Origin of the sequence: Streptomyces sp. NPDC032472 (assembly GCF_040636955.1) — a bacterium.
Classification (GTDB): Bacteria; Actinomycetota; Actinomycetes; order Streptomycetales; family Streptomycetaceae; genus Streptomyces.
Genome location: NZ_JBEZVK010000005.1, coordinates 1 through 14196, shown reverse-complemented (window position 1 = coordinate 14196; position 14196 = coordinate 1). Strand labels below are relative to the sequence as shown.

The window sequence follows — 14196 nt, the reverse complement described above, 5'->3', positions numbered from 1 at the left end:
GGAAGGCGCGAACTCGGGACCTTCGGCCCCCGGTACGGGGCGTGCGGACCTGTCGCCGCGGCCCGCGTACGTGGTGGGGTGGCCGGGTAGGCGAGCGTGACGAGCGAGGCGAGTGAGGAAAGAGGACGCAATGGGCAGGACGATGATCGCGCTCCGGACGGTCGTACGGGAGGAATGGGGCGCGGGCGTTGCGGTGGTGGGCGAACTGGACGTGCACACGGCTGCGGCCGTCGAGCCGAGACTCGCCCGGGTCGCCGACGGCGGCGGCGACGTGGTCCTCGACCTGTCCGGGCTGGCCTTCTGCGACAGCTCCGGCATCGACATGCTGCTGCGCCTGAACCGGCGCTGCGCGCGCGCCGGCGCGCAGCTCGTGCTCCAGGACGTGCCGCCGCTGCTGGCCAAGTCGCTGCGGGTGCTGGGCGCGGACCGGGTGCTGCACTGCGACCGGTCGTGAGCCCGGTGCGCAGGGTGGAGCGCGCGACGGGCGCGACCGGCGCGTCGGGTGCCCCGGGCGCCACGGGCGCACGCCTCATGCGCCCGCTGGAGCGCGAGGAGGCCCTGCGGCTGCTCGGGACGGTGCCGCTGGGCCGGGTCGTGTTCACCCGGCACGCGCTGCCCGCCGTACGCCCCGTCAACCATCTGCTGGACGGCGGTGACATCGTCCTGCGCGTGCACGACGGCGGGGCGCTGGCGGCGCTGGCCGCCCCGTCCGAGGCGTCCGGCACCGTCGTCGCCTACGAGACCGACGACATCGATCCGCGGACCCGGCTCGGGTGGAGCGTGGTCGTCACCGGGTTCGCCGTTCCGGTGACCGACCCGGTGCTCGCGGCCCGGTACGCGGACCGGCTGCGGCCCTGGGTGCAGCGGCCGGAGCCCACCCGTGTCGTACGGATCCGGCCGGACCTGGTCACCGGCTTCCGGCTGGAGCGCGGCCCGGCCGCGGCTGCCCGGGCCGGCTGATCAGCGGCGCGGGGCCGGGGCCGGGCGGGAGGCCTGCGCATCCGCACCCGGCCGCGGGGAGGGGCCGGGTTCGGGGCGGGCGTCCGGGCGGGTGTCCGGCCGCGGGGTGCGCTCCGGGCGGTCCGGGTGCAGCGGGGCCCGCCAGACGATCCGGCTGCCGCCCTCGGCGGGGGGCTCGGTGAGGAAGCTGCCGCCGACGCGGCGGGCGCGCTCGTCGAGGTTGGCCAGGCCGCTGCGCCGGCCCCCGGCCGGGATGCCGACCCCGTTGTCCGACACGGTGAGGACGACCTCGCCCGCGGCGGCCTTCAGCGAGACCCCGACCCGGGTGGCGTGCGCGTGCCGGGCGGCGTTGCTGAGCAACTCGCCGAGCACCGCCACGACGTGGTCGGCCACGTCCGCCGGCACATCGGTGTCCAGCAGGCCTTCCATGGTCAGCCGCGGCGGATGCCCGAGCAGGGCGGCGGCCTCGCCGACCGCGCGCGCGGTCCGGGCGCGCAGCCCCGTACCGGCCTCCCGGTCCTTGGTGCGCAGCCCGAAGATGGTCGACCGGATGATCTTGATGGTTTCGTCGAGGTCGTCGACGGCCCGGCCGATCCGCTGCCCCGCACCCTCGTGCTCCACCAGCCGGGCGGCGCTCTGCAGGGTCATTCCGGTCGCGAACAGCCGTTGGATCGCCAGGTCGTGGAGGTCGCGGGCGATCCGGTCGCGCTCCTCCAGCAGGGCGATCTGCTCCGCGTCCCGCCGCCGGTCCGCCAACTCCAGGGCGAGGGCCGCCTGTCCGGCGAACGCCAGCAGCGGTTCGAGCTCGCCCTCGCTGAAGACGGGATCGCCGGCGGCCCGGGCCAGCAGGAGCACGCCGCGGGCCTCCGCGCCGCCGCCCGTGCCCAGGGGCACCGCCACCGCGGGCCCGCCGGCGTCCGGCAGCGGTGCGCCGGCCGGGAACCGCCGGTCCGTGGCCGCACGCGAACTCGCCACGGGCGCGCCCTCGGTGTGCGCGGCGCCCACCATGCTGCCCTCGATGGGCAGGACCAGCCCCTGCCGGGCGGCGGCGCCCGCGCCCGTGGCCACCTCGACCAGCAGCCCGTCGGCGCCGGGGAGCGCCGTGGCGATCTCCGCCGCCCGCGCACCGGTGATGTCCCGGGCCCGGTGCGCGATCAGCTGGAGCACCTCGGTGCGCGAACTCCCGGACAGCAGGCTGCGGGTGACCTCCGCATTGGCCCGCAGCCAGTGCTGCTGGCGCTGGGAGCCCTCGTACAGGCGGGCGTTGTCGATGGCCACTCCGGCGGCCACCGAGAGCGTCGTGATGACGGACTCGTCCTCGGTGTCGAAGTCCCGTCCGCCCCGCTTGTCGGTGAGGTAGAGGTTGCCGAACACCTCCTCCCGCACGCGTATGGGCACGCCGAGGAAGGTCCGCATCGGCGGGTGGTGGGCGGGGAAGCCGTGCGAGGAGGGGTGGGCCCCCAGGTCGGCCAGGCGCAGTGGCTCCGGGTTGCGGATCACCTCGCCGAGCAAGCCGTGGCCCGAAGGCAGCGAGCCGATCCGGGCGATCTCCTCGTCGGCGAGGCCCACGGTCAGGAACTGCGAGAGGGTCCTGCCGTCCGGGCCGATGACGCCCAGGGCCGCGTACTCGGCGTCGACGAGCAGGGCGCCGGCCTCGACGATGCGGCGCAGCACCTGGGAGAGTTCCAGCTCGCGGCCCACGGACACCACGGCCTCCAGGAGGCTGTGGACCCGGTCGCGGGTGCCGCGGGCGGCGTCGATCCGCGCCTGGAGCTCGTCGAGTAACTCGTCCAGACGCATCCTCGGCATCCGGGACAACGCATCCCCCACCATCAACCCGCTCTCCTTGCCCTCGAACGGTGGAAAAGACTATCGGCAGCGAGAAGATGCGGAAGGCGGAACTCCTCCGGCCCTGGCGGGCAGCGCCCGGGAGTGCTTCCATGAAAGTGCGGAAGGAGCCCATTTCGAGGATGCGGAGAAGCGGCCCTCGTGCCGTGCACCGCACAATCGGGTTCCGCGAGAAGCGGGCGGGCTCCTCCCGCCCTCTCTTGCGCACCCTCCCGCCCTCGCCTGAGCGCCCCGCCCTCTCCCGCGCCCCCGCCCCGCTCCCCGGGCGCCCCGTGGCGCCCGGCGCCCCCTCGGTGGCACGCTCGATCCGGACCACCCGTACCACCCGCACCCGGGGCACCGGGCACGGCGCGGCCATGAGGGAGGCAGGGGATGAGCGGAGCCGACCCGGGGCTCTACGGGCCCGCGTCCGTCACCTGGCAGTGCCACGGCGACCCAGTGATGTGGATCGCCGGGGTGCGCGCGCTCTACCTCCAGGCCCTGCACCCCCGGGCCGTCCGCGCCGTCCTGGAGAACTCGGACTTCCGCAGGGACGCCTGGGGCCGGCTGCTGCGCACCGCCGACTTCGTCGGCACCGTCACCTACGGCACCACCGACGCCGCGGAACGCGCCGGCGCCCGCGTCCGCAGCATCCACCGGTCCCTGTCCGCCACCGACCCCGCCACCGGCGAGCGGTTCCCCGTCGACGACCCCGAGCTCCTGCTGTGGGTGCACTGCGCCCAGATCGACAGTTTCCTGCACATACTGCGCCGCTCCGGCGTCCCCCTCACCCCCGCCCAGGCCGACCGGTACGTCGACGAGAACCGCGTGAACGCCCGCCTCGTCGGCCTCGACCCGGCCGGCGTCCCCGCCGGCACCGCCGCCCTCGCCGCCTACTTCGACGCGGTCAGGCCCGGGCTCGCAGCCGGCCCCGATGCCCGCGCCGTGGACGAGTTCCTGCGCCGCCCGCCCGTTCCGCCGCTCCTCGTACCTGGCCGAAATGTGCTGTGGCGGCCGGTTGCCGCGCTCGCCTACGGATCCCTGCCCGCGTACGCGCACCAGCTGTACGGCAGGCCCGCACCGCCCCCGCGCACCGTCACCCGCCACCTGCGCCTCACCGGTACCCTGCTGCGCAGCATTCCCGCAGGTCTGCGCTGGCAGCTGCCGCCAGGTCACATCTTGAAAGCGATACAGCGCATGGGCCCCGGGAGCCGCCCCTCCGCGTACACACTGCGTACATCAGCGGCCATACTGGTCCGGCCGGGGAGGGCATAGGACGTAGCACGACAACGGGGGCGACTTCAAGACATGGCGGAGTCCAGACTGATCCAGGGCCGGTACCGGTCGCTCGATCTGATCGGGCGCGGCGGCATGGGCGAGGTGTGGCGCGCCCGGGACGAATCCCTCGGCCGGCACGTCGCCGTCAAATGCCTCAAACCGCTCGGATCCGAGCAGGACAACCACTTCACCCAGGTCCTGCGCGAGCGCTTCCGCCGCGAGGCCCGCGTCGCCGCCTCCCTCCAGCACCGCGGGGTCACCGTCGTCCACGACTTCGGCGACGACAGCGCCTCCGGCGGCCCCCTGTACCTGGTGATGGAGCTCCTCGACGGCCGCAACCTCAGCCAGCTGATGGAGCAGAACCAGCCGCGCCCTCTCCCCGTCGACGTGGTCGTGGACATCGCCGAGCAGCTCGCCGCCGCCCTCGGCTACACCCACGACCAGGGCGTCGTCCACCGCGACCTCAAGCCCGCCAACATCATGCGCCTCACCGACGGCACGGTGAAGATATGCGACTTCGGCATCGCCCGCCTCGCCCATGACATCGGCTTCACCGCCAAGCTCACCGGCGGCGGCATGGCCATGGGCACCCCGCACTACATGTCGCCCGAGCAGATCGCCGGCGGCGAGCTCGACCACCGCAGCGACCTGTACTCCCTCGGCTGCGTCCTGTACGAGATCGCCACCGGCGCCCCGCCCTTCGACCTCGGCGACTCCTGGTCGGTGCTGGTCGGGCACCGCGACAACACGCCCGTGCCGCCGCGACGGCACCGCCCCGAGCTGCCCGAGTACATCGAGCAGGTGATCCTCGACCTGCTGGCCAAGCGCCCCGAAGACCGCCCGGGCGACGCCCGCGACCTGCACCGCCGGCTCGTCGAGGCCCGCCTCGGCGCCGGCCACACCGCGGCGGCCGGCGTCCCGGCCCCGCTGCCCGGCTGGGCCCACGGCATGACCGCAGGCCGCAAGGCGGGCATCGAGGCCCGCCCCGCGAGCGGCGAATGGGCCGTGCTCACCGGCTCCTGGACGAGCGGCGGGCAGCGGATCCTGCGGCCCGCCGCGTCGGAGGACCCGCGGACCGCACCGTACGGGGTGCCGTGCCCCCCGGGCTTCCACGGCTCCGCACCCGGCACCGTCACAGCCACCGGTATGGGCACGGGCATCGGCATCGGCACGGGGCTCGACGCGCTCGGCGCCGCCCGCTTCGACTCCGACACCGGCTCCGCCGCCGCGCTCGCCGCCGGCCACGCACGGGCCTTCGCGCTCAGCCGGTCCGGGCGTCCCGAGGAGGCGCTGGCCACGTACGAGGCCGTCGCCCACGGACGCACCCGGCTCCTCGGCGCCGACCACCCCGACACCCTCGCCGCGCGCCAGGAGGCGGCGTACGAACTGGGCCGGCTCGGCCGCCACCAGGAGGCCTACGACGTGTACCGCGCGGTGCTCGTCGGCCGCGAGCGCAGCATGGGCCCGCTCCACCGCGACACCCTGCACTGCCGCCACAACCTGGCCTGCGCCCTCGGGGCGCTGGGCCGGCACGCCGAGGCCCACCACGCCGCCGCCGAGACCGCCGCGGACCGGGCGGTCGTCCTGGGCCCCGAGCACCCGGACACGCTGCTGACCCGGTACGAGGCGGCGTACGCGCTGGGCCGCCTCGAACGCTGGGAGGAGGCCCTCGACGGCTTCCGCGAGGTCGCCGCCGTACGGGAACGAGTCCTCGGCCGCGACCATCCCGACACCCTCGCCGCCCGGTACGAGGTCGGCATCGCGCTCGGCCGCAGCGGCCGCGCCGCCCAGGCCCTGGACCTGTTCCGGGGCCTGGTCCGCGACCGCACCCGGGCGTACGGGGCCGCCGACCCGGAGACGCTGCGCGCCCGGCACGTCCTCGGCGTCAACCTCGGCCGCCTCGACCGCTGGGAGGAGGCCGTCGCCGAGGCCCGGCAGGTCGCCGCGGCCCGCGCGGCGGCCCTCGGCGCCGAGCACCCCGACACCCTGGTCAGCCGCCGCGAACTCGCCGTCGGGCTCGGCCGGCTGGGCCGCTGGGACGAGGCCCTGCCCGTCTACCGGGAGCTCGCCGGCATCCGCGAGCGCTCCCTCGGCGACGACCATCCGGACACGGTCGCGGCCCACGCCGACGAGGCGCACTGTCTGGAGCGGCTCGGCCAGGTGTGCTACCAAGAGCCATGACCAGCTTCGGGCGGGACGCGCAGGGCGACACGCAGCGGGACGGGCAGGCGGACGAGCAACCGGAAGGGCAACCGGGCGGGCAGCGGAAAACGGACCGGCTTCCGCACCGCGACGTCTACGACGCGGTGATCGTGGGCGGCGGGCACAACGGCCTGGTCGCCGCCGCGTACCTGGCCCGGGCGGGCCGCTCGGTCCTGCTCCTGGAACGCCTCGCCACCACCGGCGGGGCCGCCGTCTCCACCAGCCCCTTCGCGGGCCTCGACGCCCGGCTGTCGCGCTACTCGTACCTCGTCTCCCTCCTCCCCGCGAAGATCGTGCGCGACCTGGGCCTGCGCTTCGCCGTCCGCAAGCGCGCCGTCTCCTCGTACACGCCCGTCGAGCGCGGCGGCCGCCCCGGCGGGCTGCTCGTCGGCGGCGACGAGGCCCGGACCCGGGAGTCCTTCGCGCGGCTGACCGGCTCGCAGCGCGAGTACGACAGCTGGCAGGCCTTCTACGGGACGACCGGGCGGGTCGCCGGCAAGGTCTTCCCCACCCTCACCGAGCCGCTGCCGACGCGGGCGGAACTGCGCTCCCGCATCGACGACGAGGCGGCGTGGCGGATGCTGTTCGAGGAGCCCATCGGGCGGGCGATCGAGGAGCACTTCGACGACGACCTGGTGCGGGGCGTGGTCCTCACCGACGCCCTGATCGGCACGTTCGCCGACGCGCACGATCCGTCGCTGGTGCAGAACCGCTGCTTCCTCTACCACGTCATCGGCGGCGGCACGGGCGACTGGGACGTCCCGGTCGGCGGCATGGGAGCGCTCACGGGCGCGCTGGCGGAGGCGGCGCGGTCGGCCGGGGCGCAGATCGCCACGGGGCACGAGGTGCTGCGGATCGACACCGACGGCAGCGGCGCACCCGCCGAGGTGGCCTTCCGTACCGCGACCGGCGAGGGGCGGGTCGTCGGCCGGACCGTGCTCGTCGCAGCCTCCCCGCGGGCGCTGGCCGAACTGCTCGGCCAGGAGCCGCCGCTGCCCGCCCCCGAGGGGGCCCAGCTCAAGGTCAACATGCTGCTGCGGCGGCTGCCCCGGCTGCGGGACACCTCGGTGGACCCGCGCGAGGCGTTCGGCGGCACCTTCCACATCGCCGAGGGGTACGCGCAGCTCGCGCGGGCCCACGCCGAGGCCGCCGCCGGCGAGCTGCCCTCCGTACCGCCCTCGGAGATCTACTGCCACTCGCTGACCGACCCCTCGATCCTCGGGCCGGAGCTGGTCGAACAGGGCTACCAGACGCTCACCCTGTTCGGACTGCACACCCCGGCGCGGCTGTTCGAGAAGGACAACCAGGGCACGCGCGAGGTGCTGCTGACCGCCACCCTCGCCCAGCTCGACGCCCACCTCGCCGAACCCCTCACCGACTGCCTGGCCTTCGACGCGGACGGGCGGCCCTGCATCGAGGCCAAGACCCCGCTGGACCTGGAACGCGAACTGCGCCTGCCAGGCGGGCACATCTTCCACCGGGACCTGTCCTGGCCGTACGCGGACGGGGGCACGGGCGGGGACGGGGCCACGCGCCGAGACGGGGCCACGGGCGGGGACGGCGTTCCGGGCCGGTGGGGCGTGGAGACCCCGTACCCCAACATCCTGCTGTGCGGGGCGGGCGCCGTGCGCGGTGGCGGCGTCAGCGGGGTCCCCGGGCACAACGCGGCGATGGCGGCGCTGGGCCGCTGAGGGCCCGGCGACGCCACGCCACCGCCGTCCGCTATCCGACCGGTTCGCCGACGGGCTCGATCACCACGAGCGGGATCTCGCGGTCCGTCTTGGCCTGGTACTCGTCGTACGCGGGCCAGTGCTCCACCATGACGGGCCAGTACGCGGCGCGTTCCTCGGCCGTCGCCGTACGGGCTGTCGCCTGCATGATGCGCGGGCCGACCTGGATGCGCACCTCCGGATGCGCCGTCAGGTTGCGGTACCACAGCGGGTGTTCGGGAGAGCCGCCCTTGGAGGCCACCAGCAGGTAGTGCCCGTCGGCCTCGCCGTAGAACAGCGGGGTCCGCACGGGGCTGCCGGAGACCCGGCCGAGGGTGGTGAGCAGCAGGACCTGGGCGCCTTGCCAGGTGAGACCCTCGGTGCCGCCCGAGTCGACGTACTGCCGGAGGTGGTCGAGCTGCCAGCCCGGCCTGGGGTCCTTCGGGTTGTCCCAGTCGATGTCCGAGGTGTCGGCGTTGTGGGCGGTGCTCATGTGGGCCTCCCTGCGCTGGGGGTCGGTCGACGGTGGGTGAACCGGATGCCGATGGGCGTCAACCCCGGCGTGGGGCGATTTATGCCGGGACCGGTTCCTCCGGAAGGGTGAACCCGTCGAACAGGTCGTCCAGTGCCCGGTACGCGGCGCGCGCCGGGGTGGCCCGGATCGCGAGGTCGCGCACGGCCACCGCGAGGGGGTGGGTGAGTGCGGCCACCCGGCCGGCGCGGTGCGCCCGGACCCGGATGGCGTCCGTACGGGCACAGCGGGCGGCGCTGTAGGCGGCCAGGGCGGCGGGTACGTCGGCGCCGTCCAGCAGGTGTGCGAGGACGACGGCGTCCTCGACGGCCTGGCAGCCGCCCTGCCCGAGGTTGGGGGTCATGGCGTGGGCGGCGTCGCCGATCCAGACGAGCCGGCCGCTGTGGTGCCGGGGGAGCGGGGCGGCCAGGTCGAACAGGTCGTGCTGGAGGACCGCCGCGGGGTCGATCCGCTCGACGAGGGCGGGGACGGGGGCGTGCCAGGTGCCGTAGCGGCGCAGCAGTTCGGCGCGTACGTCGGCGGGACGGTGGCCTTGCGGGACGACGGCGGTGGCGTACACGTACACGCTGCCGTCGCCGAGCGGGACGATGCCGAAGCGCTCGCCGCGACCCCAGGTCTCGGCGGCCTCCGGCGCCCCGGGCAGGGCTCCGGCGAGGGCCTCGGCCGGCAGCACCGTGCGCCAGGCGGTCTCCCCGCTGTACCGCAGGCCGGGGTGGCCGGGGAAGTGGCTGCGGCGGGTCGGGCTGTTGATGCCGTCGGCGGCCACCACCACGTCGGCGGTGAGACCGCCGCCGGCGGTGCGGACCACGGGGGCGCTGTCGGGGCTGTCGACGGCGGTGACCGCGGCCCCGTACCGGATCGTGCCCGCAGGGAGCTCCGCGGCCAGCCCGGCGGCGAGGGCGGCGCGGTGCACGGCGAGCGGGAGCCGGCCGTAGCGGGCGGCCATCACGGCGGTGTCGGCGCGGTTCAGCCAGCGGCCGCCGGGCCGGCGCAGCCCCATGGCGGCGGGGACGGCCCGGCCCGCGACGCGCCCGGGGTCGAAGCCGATCGCGTCGAAGGCGCGCAGGGCGTTGGGGGCCAGCACGATGCCCGCGCCGGCGGCGGACGGCCCCGGGGCCCGCTCGCACACGGTGACCCGCCAGCCGCGGCGGTGCAGGGCCACCGCCGCGGTGAGCCCGCCGATTCCCGCACCCGCCACGACCGCATGACGCTGGGACATGACCATCTCCGTTCGCTCGCGCACCACTGGCTTGACCCCCGCCGCGCCTCTACATCCGTAGAGGCGACATGCCTTCACTCTACAGCTGTAGAGTGAAGGCATGTCCACCCCTGGAGCCGGCCGCCCCGGCGAAGACGAGGAACCCCGAACCGCACGCGGCGAACGCACCGACCGCAGGACGTTGATCGCCGACACGGCGATCGACCTGGTCGCCACCGCCGGATTGCGCGGGCTCACCCACCGGGCCGTCGACGGCGCGGCGCAACTCCCGGCCGGCAGCACCTCGTACTACTTCCGCACGAGGACAGCCCTGATCGGGGCCTGCTACCAGCGGCTCGCCGAACTGGACCTGGCGGACTACGAGGGCGACGACCGCCCGGCGGCGGGCGACCGGGACGCGGTCGCGGCCGCCCTCGCGGCCCTGCTGCACCGGTGGCTGACCAGCGGGCGGGCCCGGCAGCTCGCCCGCTTCGAGCTCAGCATGGAGGCGGCGCGCAACCCGGACCTGGAGCCGGAGTTCCACCGTGCGGGCCAGGCCGCCCGGGTCCGGGCCGCCGGCATCCTCGCCGCGCTGGGCGCGCAGCGGCCCCGGGAGGCCGCCGAGCTGCTCGTCGCCTGGACCGACGGCCTGCTCTACGACCGGCTGGTCGGCGCCCTCGCCCGCTCCCGCCAGGCCCCGGACCGCGCCGAACTGGCCGCCGCCGCACGCCGGATGCTGGACGCGGCCCTGGCCCCGGCCGAGCCCCCTGGTGCCGAGGCGACCGCCCCGGCCGGCCCCGGGGACCCGGGCCCCGCGCCCGTGGCCGCCGACCTCGTGGCCGCCGAGCTCCAGTGCGTGGTGCTGGACTGCCCCGATCCGCTGCTCCTCGCCGCGTTCTACCGGTCGGTGGCGGGCGGCACCGTCAACCTGCCGGACCCGCGGTGGTCCGTCGACGAGGAGTGGGCGACGCTGCACACCCCGTCCGGCCTCGTGCTGGCCTTCCAACGGGTCGCGGACCACCGGCCGCCGCACTGGCCGGACCCCGACCGCCCGCAGCAGTTCCACCTCGACTTCGGCGTCCCGGACCTGGACCGGGCCCAGGAGCTGGCACTGGCCGGCGGCGCCACGCTCCTCGACGGCCGCCCCGACACCGGCGGCTGGCGGATCTACGCGGATCCGGCGGGCCACCCGTTCTGCCTGGTCCGCCACTGAGCCTTTTCAGCGTTGAAGCTCGAGGGTGAGGACGGCCTTGGCTGCTGACGTTAGCCAGTTCGGGCTGCAGCGGGCGTGGTGGAAGATTCGCCAGCGCCACGGCGACCGTGCCGCCGGCGCCGGTGTATGCCATGTCGGCCAGTGCCGGGATTCAGAGCCGGACGCAGGTCTTCACGATGCGGTGGGTGCGCACGGCGGTCAGGTCGTGGGTGCGGGCTGGCAGGGCGCGGGATATCCACAGGAGTTTGCCTTGCGGGGCTGTGATGACCTGGAGGTTCACACCGAGGCGCCGGTGCTTTCCGGAGTGGTCTGCGCGGCCGTCGCCGACCCGGTCGCACTCGGCGAGGGTGCCGTCGACCAGGACGTACTCCGGGTCGGCCTCTCGCAGGGCCCGGGTCAGGCCGGGTGCCTTCCGGGCGAGGAGGTCGGTGACCTGGTGGACGCAGGCGTGGGCGGTGCCGACGCTGATCCGGAAGCCGGCTGCGATCTGGGCGAGGGTGTCGTGCTTGCGCAGGTACACCTAGCGCGACCAGGGCGCGTTGGGAGGGCCGGAGTTTGCAGCGGCGGTCACCTTCTCGGGTGACGATGAGCATGGTGACCCACTCGACGAGCGCGTGCGGCAGGTCCAGTGCGGCAGGATAGGGGACCAACAAGGCTCCCCGGCTGGTCGCTTGAGACGGGAGACATCTCGCTCAACCACCCGGACGCCTCATTCGTTCTGCTCTCATCCCGACTGCCCGCGCCTAGTGATCGACTGGTCCACACTCCACGACGCCTACGGCCCGACACACGCGATACCCGGGCTGCCGGACCGAGCCATCGGTCGTGACCAGGAGGCCATCGACTGGCTTTGGGGGCGCTTGTGCCACCAGGGGACGATCACCCCGGCGAGCATCGCCGCACTGCCGCGGCTCGCGGACATCGCGAAGACCGAGGACGCCGGGGACTGGGCGCTCGATCTGGCCGGAGCCATAGCGGGTGGCCTCCTTCAACCTCATGGCGCCGACGAAGAAGTCGCCCGTTGTGCGGTGGCCTTGGCCGAGCTTCGCGCCATGGCCGCCGCCCGGCTGCGGTCTGGCCTGGACGGGAAGATCTACCTGAGCTGGCTGCGGGCCATGCTCGCGTTCGACGGTCAGACCTTGTGGTTCGAGGCCCTGGACGACTTCACCGATCCCTTCGTCACTGTCGCGTGTCCGCACTGCGACGCACCGGTGACGATCGCGGTCGGCGACTACGGCTGCTACTCCTCGATCCGGGACTGGAATCTGGGGGATGTCCACCAGGTTCCCCTCCGGCCAGCCGTCCCGCACGAGCTGACCGGCACCGGGAGGATGTTGCACGAGTCGGCCGTACGGGATGGCCAGCAACGGCTCGCCTGGGGCCTGACGCACCTGTTCGGCCGGGCGGAATGCCCAGGAGGCGGGAGTGTCTTCGGCATCGCAGACGAGTACGAGGCCGCCAAAGCACCCGCCCCATGGGACTTCGCCCGAGGCCACACCAAGGACGCTCTCCGATGACCACCGGCAGGGCCCTCGAAATCGAACAGTGAGCTCGTGCCCGCTGTCCCGACTTGACGGCTTGGCGCCGTGAGGTGTCTGGATAGCCCCGTTTATCGGGCTGAGCCCGCGCGTCTTCGGCAAGTTGGTGACCGCGCTTCGCCGCGAGGGCGTACTCGCGCACGAACCTGACGATGCGCCAACTCGCCCCTTGTTTGGCATCTCGAAGTCGGCGGCCGACCGCATCATCGACCAGCTCGGCCCGCTCATCGCGTTCCAGCCTCGGCGCCGGTTCGCCAAGGACACCGTGCTGGTAGTCGACGGCACCCTGGTGCCTACCCGGGACCACAGCATTGCTGAACAGTCAAAGAACCACCGGTACTCCACCGACCACCAGGTCGTCATTGACGCGGATACCCGCCTGGTCGTTGTGGTCGGTGAGCCTTTGCCCGGCAATCGCAACGACTGCCGGGCATGGGAGGAGTCCGGCGCGAAGGCCGCCGTGGGCAGGACCCTCACGGTGGCCGACGGCGGCTATCCGGGCACCGGCCTCCTCATGCCCCACCGCCGCACCCCGGGCGAAGAGTTGCCGGGCTGGAAGCGCGAGCACAATCGCTCGCACGAACAGGTCCGGGCCCGCGTCGAGCACGTCTTCGCCCGCATGAAGACCTGGAAGATCCTCCGCGACTGCCGTCTCAAGGGCGACGGGGTCCGACACGCCATGCTCGGCATCGCCCCACTGCACAACCTCGCTCTCACGGGATAGCTTCTGCCGCATACGAGACCTGAGAGGTCCTCGGGAGACGGCTCCCCCTCGCAGTCTCGGAGGAGAGTCAGGCGAGGCAGAACTCGTTGCCCTCGACGTCCTGCATCGTGATGCACGACTCGTTGACGCCATCGGCGCGCTGCGTCAGCACGTGTTTCGCGCCGAGCGCCATCAGCCGTGCGCATTCGGCCTCGAGTGTGGCCAGGCGCTCGTCACCCACGAGCCCTGTGCCGACCCGCACATCAAGATGCACCCGGTTCTTGACGACCTTGCCTTCGGGAACTCGCTGGAAGAGCACGCGCGGGCCCACACCCGAGGGATCAGCGCACGCGAAGTAGACCTCGTCCTCAGGCGGCAGCGAGTGGTGGTACTCCTCCCACGTGGCAAAGCCCTCCGGGACTGTCGGTACGACGTACCCCAGCACCTCGCACCAGAAGGCGGCGAGGCGCGCAGGTTCCGCGCAGTCGAAGGTCACTTGGAACTGCTTGATCGTTGACATCGGCGCACGATAACAGGGGCCCTGCTCATCTCCCCGGGCGGGTGGATCCACACGGACTTGAGGGTGGCGACGGCCTGTTCGGCGAGGGCCCGAATCTTGGCGTGGCAGCGGTTGACCGCCTGCTGGCCAATGGACAGGGTCTCCCATCGGCCCCGGTAAGGGACACGGACCGTGCCGCCGGCTCCGCGGTACGCCTTGTCGGCCCAGCACGGGACGCCGGCCTCGGCAAGAGCGTCGATAATGCCGTTCTCGCGAGCAGCGCGGACGTCGTGGACGGCTCCGGGAAGGGCGGGTGATGCCCACAACAGACGTCCGGAAGGTTCGGCGATGACCTGCACATTCACTCCGTGTTCCTTGTGCTTGCCGGAGCAGAAGGGTCGGTCGGCGGCGATCCGGTCGATCGGCAGGAGCGTGCCATCTTAGCAGGACGTACGCCTTGGTCGAAGCTGTCCGGGCGGCCTCGGCCAGGGTGGGGGCGAGCGAGGCCAGGAGGTCGACGGCTTCGGTGATGTAGCG

The 14196-nt window shown here is 73.9% G+C and carries 11 protein-coding genes and 4 pseudogenes; 9 read left to right on the top strand and 6 right to left on the bottom strand.

All coding sequences use genetic code 11. The annotated features are described in order from the left end of the window. Positions 1 to 130 precede the first annotated feature (130 nt). A complete protein-coding gene (locus tag AB0F11_RS04325) occupies positions 131 to 454 on the top strand; it encodes an STAS domain-containing protein (protein ID WP_362168246.1) in 324 nt (107 codons plus the stop codon). 77 nt (positions 455 to 531) lie between these two features. Next, a complete protein-coding gene (locus AB0F11_RS04320; RefSeq protein WP_362168602.1) occupies positions 532 to 960 on the top strand; it encodes a pyridoxamine 5'-phosphate oxidase family protein in 429 nt (142 codons plus the stop codon). Here AB0F11_RS04320 and AB0F11_RS04315 read toward each other — a convergent pair whose 3' ends face one another. Continuing rightward, the gene (locus AB0F11_RS04315) at positions 961 to 2760 is read right to left on the bottom strand and encodes a GAF domain-containing protein (RefSeq protein WP_362168600.1); all 1800 of its coding nucleotides are present in this window, start codon (positions 2758 to 2760) and stop codon (positions 961 to 963) included. A gap of 420 nt (positions 2761 to 3180) precedes the next feature. Here AB0F11_RS04315 and AB0F11_RS04310 point away from each other — a divergent pair, with 420 nt between their 5' ends. The 3 genes from AB0F11_RS04310 to AB0F11_RS04300 are packed head-to-tail and all read left to right on the top strand — an operon-like array spanning position 3181 to position 7958. Beyond that, the gene (locus AB0F11_RS04310; protein ID WP_362168244.1) at positions 3181 to 4062 is read left to right on the top strand and encodes an oxygenase MpaB family protein; all 882 of its coding nucleotides are present in this window, start codon (positions 3181 to 3183) and stop codon (positions 4060 to 4062) included. Between the two features lie 33 nt (positions 4063 to 4095). Then, complete coding sequence (locus tag AB0F11_RS04305) at positions 4096 to 6246, top strand: serine/threonine-protein kinase (RefSeq protein WP_362168241.1); 2151 nt, start codon at positions 4096 to 4098, stop codon at positions 6244 to 6246. Then, entirely contained in the window at positions 6243 to 7958 is a 1716-nt protein-coding gene (locus AB0F11_RS04300) for an NAD(P)/FAD-dependent oxidoreductase (protein ID WP_362168238.1), read from the top strand. Before AB0F11_RS04305 ends, AB0F11_RS04300 begins: the two co-directional genes overlap by 4 nt. Before the next feature lie 31 nt (positions 7959 to 7989). Here AB0F11_RS04300 and AB0F11_RS04295 read toward each other — a convergent pair whose 3' ends face one another. Beyond that, positions 7990 to 8469 (bottom strand): nitroreductase family deazaflavin-dependent oxidoreductase, encoded by a 480-nt coding sequence (locus AB0F11_RS04295; RefSeq protein WP_362168235.1) that lies wholly within the window; start codon positions 8467 to 8469, stop codon positions 7990 to 7992. A gap of 79 nt (positions 8470 to 8548) precedes the next feature. After that, a complete protein-coding gene (locus AB0F11_RS04290) occupies positions 8549 to 9727 on the bottom strand; it encodes an FAD-dependent monooxygenase (RefSeq protein ID WP_362168232.1) in 1179 nt (392 codons plus the stop codon). A gap of 100 nt (positions 9728 to 9827) precedes the next feature. On the opposite strand from AB0F11_RS04290, the pseudogene AB0F11_RS04285 reads away from it, so the two are divergent. Then, positions 9828 to 10436, top strand: a pseudogene (locus tag AB0F11_RS04285) (hypothetical protein); the annotation flags it as partial. A 105-nt stretch (positions 10437 to 10541) separates the two neighbouring features. After that, positions 10542 to 10919 (top strand): VOC family protein, encoded by a 378-nt coding sequence (locus AB0F11_RS04280; protein ID WP_362168598.1) that lies wholly within the window; start codon positions 10542 to 10544, stop codon positions 10917 to 10919. Between the two features lie 6 nt (positions 10920 to 10925). Here AB0F11_RS04280 and AB0F11_RS04275 read toward each other — a convergent pair. Next, positions 10926 to 11569, bottom strand: a pseudogene (locus tag AB0F11_RS04275) (transposase family protein). 96 nt (positions 11570 to 11665) lie between these two features. On the opposite strand from AB0F11_RS04275, the gene AB0F11_RS04270 reads away from it, so the two are divergent. Next, positions 11666 to 12436, top strand: a complete 771-nt coding sequence (locus tag AB0F11_RS04270; RefSeq protein WP_362168229.1) for a hypothetical protein — start codon at positions 11666 to 11668, stop codon at positions 12434 to 12436. Positions 12437 to 12518: 82 nt separating this feature from the next. Then, a pseudogene (locus AB0F11_RS04265) lies at positions 12519 to 13181 on the top strand (transposase). A gap of 67 nt (positions 13182 to 13248) precedes the next feature. Here the strand turns inward: AB0F11_RS04265 and AB0F11_RS04260 are convergent. Both AB0F11_RS04260 and AB0F11_RS04255 read right to left on the bottom strand, forming a co-directional pair. Further along, the gene (locus AB0F11_RS04260) at positions 13249 to 13680 is read right to left on the bottom strand and encodes a VOC family protein (RefSeq protein ID WP_362168226.1); all 432 of its coding nucleotides are present in this window, start codon (positions 13678 to 13680) and stop codon (positions 13249 to 13251) included. Between the two features lie 53 nt (positions 13681 to 13733). Beyond that, positions 13734 to 14196, bottom strand: a pseudogene (locus AB0F11_RS04255) (transposase family protein); the annotation flags it as partial.

What these genes read in the sequence shown, in the direction of transcription:
- AB0F11_RS04290 (WP_362168232.1), bottom strand. Translation starts at nt 9,727, where the DNA reads ATGTCCCAGCGTCATGCGGTCGTGGCGGGTGCGGGAATCGGCGGGCTC.
- AB0F11_RS04305 (WP_362168241.1), top strand. Translation starts at nt 4,096, where the DNA reads ATGGCGGAGTCCAGACTGATCCAGGGCCGGTACCGGTCGCTCGATCTG.
- AB0F11_RS04320 (WP_362168602.1), top strand. Translation starts at nt 532, where the DNA reads ATGCGCCCGCTGGAGCGCGAGGAGGCCCTGCGGCTGCTCGGGACGGTG.
- AB0F11_RS04325 (WP_362168246.1), top strand. Translation starts at nt 131, where the DNA reads ATGGGCAGGACGATGATCGCGCTCCGGACGGTCGTACGGGAGGAATGG.
- AB0F11_RS04300 (WP_362168238.1), top strand. Translation starts at nt 6,243, where the DNA reads ATGACCAGCTTCGGGCGGGACGCGCAGGGCGACACGCAGCGGGACGGG.
- AB0F11_RS04260 (WP_362168226.1), bottom strand. Translation starts at nt 13,680, where the DNA reads ATGTCAACGATCAAGCAGTTCCAAGTGACCTTCGACTGCGCGGAACCT.
- AB0F11_RS04310 (WP_362168244.1), top strand. Translation starts at nt 3,181, where the DNA reads ATGAGCGGAGCCGACCCGGGGCTCTACGGGCCCGCGTCCGTCACCTGG.
- AB0F11_RS04295 (WP_362168235.1), bottom strand. Translation starts at nt 8,469, where the DNA reads ATGAGCACCGCCCACAACGCCGACACCTCGGACATCGACTGGGACAAC.
- AB0F11_RS04315 (WP_362168600.1), bottom strand. Translation starts at nt 2,760, where the DNA reads ATGCGTCTGGACGAGTTACTCGACGAGCTCCAGGCGCGGATCGACGCC.